This is a genomic window from Devosia sp. (genome assembly GCF_028290645.1).
Lineage (GTDB): Bacteria > Pseudomonadota > Alphaproteobacteria > Rhizobiales > Devosiaceae > Devosia_A.
Map to the genome: position 1 here is coordinate 1 of NZ_JAQGJL010000335.1, position 4064 is coordinate 4064.

Here is a 4064-nt window from a genome sequence, read left to right on the forward strand (position 1 = left end):
CTGCACCTTCGATGACGAACACGGGCAGGCGCTGCGAGCCAACATCGCGGACACGATCGGCGCCGTCCGCTGCCAGTGGGTGACGTACCCGCAAGGCTGCTCCGACTTGCCCGGCACTCTTCGGGCGTACAAGGCGCGGGGCGTCCAGGAGACCATCGGGCGGGCCCGATGGTACGCGATGCCGGGCCTCTACAGCATGAGCGAGTTGCCGGAGCCGCCGCTCAATCCGGCCTTTGGGACGGGCATCGTCGGGCTGGACGAGCACATGCGCCTTCGACGTGGTGACCTGACCATCATCAGCGGCGTGCCCGGCGCCGGCAAAACCACCTTCGCCAATGAAGTCTTCTGCCGTCTCGCACTGGCCCGCGGCTTCAAGACCATCTGGGCCAGCTTCGAGCAGCGCAGCAAGCCCGATCACCGCGCCAGCCTGCGGACCTTCCACGCGGGAAAGCCCGAGTTCCTGATGTCGCCCGCCGAGAAGGCTGCTGCGGACGGCTGGATCGATGAGCACTTCCGGTTTCTCGTTCCCGACGATGACACCGAAGCGTCTTTGGACTGGCTGCTCGACATGCTGGGTGCGGCGGTTACCCGGTTCGATCCCTTCGCCATCGTAATCGACCCGTGGAACGCCCTCGAGCACAAGCGGCCCAACGGCATGACAGCGACGGAATACACGGGCGTCGCGATCGAGCGGATCAAGCGGTTTGCCCGCAAGCGTCGGGTGCATGTCGCCGTCGTCGCCCACCCGACCAAGCTGCAGCGCAACAGGGACGGCGAGTATCCGAAGCCGACGCTCTACGACATCGCGGACTCGGCCAATTGGGCGAACAAGGCTGATCTTGGCGTCATGATCTGGCGGAAGACCGGCGACAACGAGGCGGAAATCGCCGTCGTGAAGAGCCGCTACTACCGCGAGCTGGGCACGCCGGGAGCGGTGAAGGGTATCTACGACCAGAACACCGCCCGCCTGACCATAACTGACGACGGGGGCATGCACTGATGACCGCGAAGAAGCGGGCGGGAGGCCAGCCCCCGTCCAATGACGGCAAGAAATCGGCAAGTGATACCCGCTTCAAGCAAGGAAATGCCGGAGGGCCTGGCCGGCGGGCGGGGAGCCGGAACAAGGCTACGCTGCTGCTCGACAAGCTGGCCGACGATGACGCGGCGGACGTACTGCGAAAGCAGATCGATCTCGCAAAGAACGGCGATCAGCGCGCGGCCGAACTTGTGTTGAGCCGCGTTTGGCCCACCCGGAAGGGCCGCCCCGTCGCACTGGACCTGCCGCTACTGACGACGCCGGCCGACATCGTGGCCGCCCTCGGGATCGTCGCTGCTTCGATGGCTGACGGCTCTATCACACCAGAGGAGGCGAACGCCGCGGCGGGCGTCCTCGAGATCAAACGCAAGGCCGTTGAAACCGTCGATCTAGAGGCGCGGATCGCCGCGCTGGAACAGGAGCGGAAATGACAACCATCAGAAAGCGACTCGACGTGCTGGAGAAGGCGAGGCCGGCTGCAGCTAAGGCTCCGCGGGTGATTCGACTCATTGTCGAGGAGGACGGCGATACACCAGAGGCCGCCATTGGGCGCTGGCGTGTTGAGAATCCCGACCTGCCGGCGCCCAGCGATGATGACGTGATTATCCTGCGATCGATTGTTTCCCCGCATAGGGCGGCAGCATGAGCATCGCGACCCTTCAACGACGTCTGAACAACCTGAAAGGAACAGGCATGGATACCACCGCAATGCTGATCGCCCTCGAGGATGCCGGCCAGCGGGCGAAGGCTTGGCACCGGACTGGAAATGCTGGCTCGCCGCCCATGGCGCCTATGCCGCCCCTGCCGCCGGATGCGAACCGGGCCGATCGGGAAATGCACGACCGCCTCACCGCCGCTCGGGCTCGGGTTGAACGGTGCCGGGTTGAGGGCTGCGCATGAGCATCGTTGCGCTGACACGGCGGATGCAGCGGATGGACCACGGCCGGACGGATTGGATTCGCGACCTTGAGCAGATACCCGATGCAGCGCTGCATGCCCTAATCATACGATTAGTACGAAAGACGGATCCGGCGCTTGCCGACCGGCTCCGCGATGCTTCTGAGGAGGAGCGCGATGAGCTTCATAGGCAGATTGCTGCGGGGGAAATACCGTGACTCCTGCCAAAGCTAGGGCTTTTCGCCGCAGTACGCGCGCGCGAGCGGGAGGCGAGCAATGATCCCCGTCGACTGCAGTCCAAACCAGCACGATCCGGCAAATGGCCGATGGGGCGACTGCTACCGTGCCTGCCTGGCCTCCATCCTAGAGCTGCAAACCGCCCAGGTGCCGCACTTCATTCAGGACAGAGCGACCAAACCAGAATGGCGGGACGATGAGCGGGCATGGCTGTCGGCGAGGGGACTGCAGCCCATCATCATGGTGCTCAAGCTGCCGTTGCCCACGATCCTTGAATGCCTGGGCCCGATGAACCCGGGCGTGCACTACATCGTGGGGGGTATGGGCGCCAACGGGATGCCTCATGCGGTCGTTGCCTGCGGTGCTAGCATCGTCCACGATCCCGGTAACGTCGGTATCGCCGGCCCAGTGGAGGGCGGCCAACACGTCCTGACGTTCGTGGGCGCGCTTTCGGCGCCACACGTTGGCATCAAGTCCATGCCGTTGGTCGACGTGTCCCCATTGGATCGGCACGAACGCATTGGGCTGATGTTCAGTGGCGGCAAAGACAGCTTGGCGCTGGTCTACATGCTGCGACCGTTCTGGGACCGGCTCACGGTGTATCATGCCGATGCTGGCGACCTGCTGCCGGAGACAGTTGAAGTCGTGGCAGCTGTTGAAGCCATGGTGCCGTCGTTCGTCCGACTCAACACCGACTCGCGGGCTTGGCGTCGTGAGAATGGCTTGCCGTCCGACATCGTGCCGTGGTCCTGCACACCGTTTGGCCGTGCCTTCAAAGAGGGTGGCCGGGTAACACTCGTAGATCGGTTCGCCTGCTGCCGCGCCAGCCTGTGGGAGCCGATATTTGAGCGGGCGCGCGCGGATGGCGTCACCCTCGAGATAATCGGCACGAAGGCTTCAGATCCTGGCGGCGACGCTACCCGCATGATGGCAGGGATGCAGCCGGGCCAGAGCACCGTGACCGTCGGGGACATCGAGCGGTGGTTTCCCCTCAATGCCTGGTCTGACGAGGAGGTGTTTTCCTACCTTCGCGACGTCGGCGCCCCGATTGCACGCTACTACGAAGGGGGCGTTTCCAAAGGTCCGGAGTGCGCGACCTGCTCGGCCTATTGGGACGAAGGCCGGGCGGCCTATCTCGCCAAGCATCATCCCGAAAAGGCGGCGGCCTATATGGCGGACCTCCAGACCATCGGCCTCGAGCTGCGCGCGCCCTTCATGTTCCTGACCACCGAGCTGGCGGCCGGTGGGGTGCCGCCGCCTGGTCTGTTGCCAGGCAGTCGAGCCTTGCCGGAGGCCGATGGGCAGGGTCGAGGAACGGTTTGACCTCCGAAGCCTCCTATGCGCCCAATGCGTGCAAAATGTGCTGGGGGGGCACGCACAAATGGCCGAAGAGCAAGAAGCGCGATTCATCGCGCCAATCCACATTCACTACAGCGGCCTGGACGCGAACCGAAATCGGATCGACATGGCCCAGCTTGGTCAATCTCTGCAGGGAGCAGCCCGGCTTATTGGCGTTGCCAGCCACATCGCAATCCATGCCGAATACGTGAACCGAACTCCCTCTCTTGCATTTCGTGTAATGACAGAGCCGGCGAGGCCGGGGTCGTATTCGGTCTGGGCGGTGCTGCAGACGATCATACCGGCTCTGCCGCTTGTCCTCGAAGTTCCTCCGGCAGACTTAGTGGAGAAGATTGTGAATTACATTCTCTCGCGCCTCGCAGGAACGCCCCAAGACGACAAGGCACTGGAACTGCTGGGCCGGTCCATCGAGGCCAACAGGGAGGCTATGGCCGCTAATCGAGACATTGCGTTGGCCGCAATCCAATCGACGGAAGAAGCAACGAAGCAGATGGGTAAAGTGGCGCTGGCAGCCATCGAGGCTGTGAGAGATGCG

The 4064-nt window shown here is 63.8% G+C and carries 7 protein-coding genes; all 7 read left to right on the forward strand.

Annotation, left to right across the window (positions count from 1 at the left end; all coding sequences use genetic code 11):
- The coding region (locus JWQ89_RS17860; protein ID WP_299643157.1) for an AAA family ATPase at positions 1-1000 on the forward strand (1000 nt) is incomplete at its 5' end.
- Positions 1000-1467 (forward strand): hypothetical protein, encoded by a 468-nt coding sequence (locus tag JWQ89_RS17865; RefSeq protein ID WP_299643159.1) that lies wholly within the window; start codon positions 1000-1002, stop codon positions 1465-1467. The genes JWQ89_RS17860 and JWQ89_RS17865, both read left to right, overlap by 1 nt.
- Positions 1464-1682: a hypothetical protein gene (locus JWQ89_RS17870; protein WP_299643161.1), complete on the forward strand. Its 219-nt coding sequence runs from the start codon at positions 1464-1466 to the stop codon at positions 1680-1682. Before JWQ89_RS17865 ends, JWQ89_RS17870 begins: the two co-directional genes overlap by 4 nt.
- Positions 1679-1936, forward strand: a complete 258-nt coding sequence (locus JWQ89_RS17875; RefSeq protein WP_299643162.1) for a hypothetical protein — start codon at positions 1679-1681, stop codon at positions 1934-1936. Before JWQ89_RS17870 ends, JWQ89_RS17875 begins: the two co-directional genes overlap by 4 nt.
- Positions 1933-2151: a hypothetical protein gene (locus JWQ89_RS17880; RefSeq protein WP_299643164.1), complete on the forward strand. Its 219-nt coding sequence runs from the start codon at positions 1933-1935 to the stop codon at positions 2149-2151. The genes JWQ89_RS17875 and JWQ89_RS17880 overlap by 4 nt, the downstream gene beginning before the upstream one ends.
- Before the next feature lie 58 nt (positions 2152-2209).
- Positions 2210-3493 carry a phosphoadenosine phosphosulfate reductase family protein gene (locus JWQ89_RS17885; protein WP_299643166.1) on the forward strand — a complete coding sequence of 428 codons (1284 nt, stop codon included), beginning with the start codon at positions 2210-2212 and terminating at the stop codon, positions 3491-3493.
- Between the two features lie 58 nt (positions 3494-3551).
- Positions 3552-4064: hypothetical protein (locus JWQ89_RS17890; RefSeq protein WP_299643168.1), on the forward strand; the 513-nt coding region annotated here is incomplete at its 3' end.

Bases quoted from the DNA above. Each gene is read 5' to 3' on its own strand.
- JWQ89_RS17880 (WP_299643164.1), top strand. From the start codon at position 1,933: ATGAGCATCGTTGCGCTGACACGGCGGATGCAGCGGATGGACCACGGC.
- JWQ89_RS17865 (WP_299643159.1), top strand. From the start codon at position 1,000: ATGACCGCGAAGAAGCGGGCGGGAGGCCAGCCCCCGTCCAATGACGGC.
- JWQ89_RS17875 (WP_299643162.1), top strand. From the start codon at position 1,679: ATGAGCATCGCGACCCTTCAACGACGTCTGAACAACCTGAAAGGAACA.
- JWQ89_RS17870 (WP_299643161.1), top strand. From the start codon at position 1,464: ATGACAACCATCAGAAAGCGACTCGACGTGCTGGAGAAGGCGAGGCCG.
- JWQ89_RS17885 (WP_299643166.1), top strand. From the start codon at position 2,210: ATGATCCCCGTCGACTGCAGTCCAAACCAGCACGATCCGGCAAATGGC.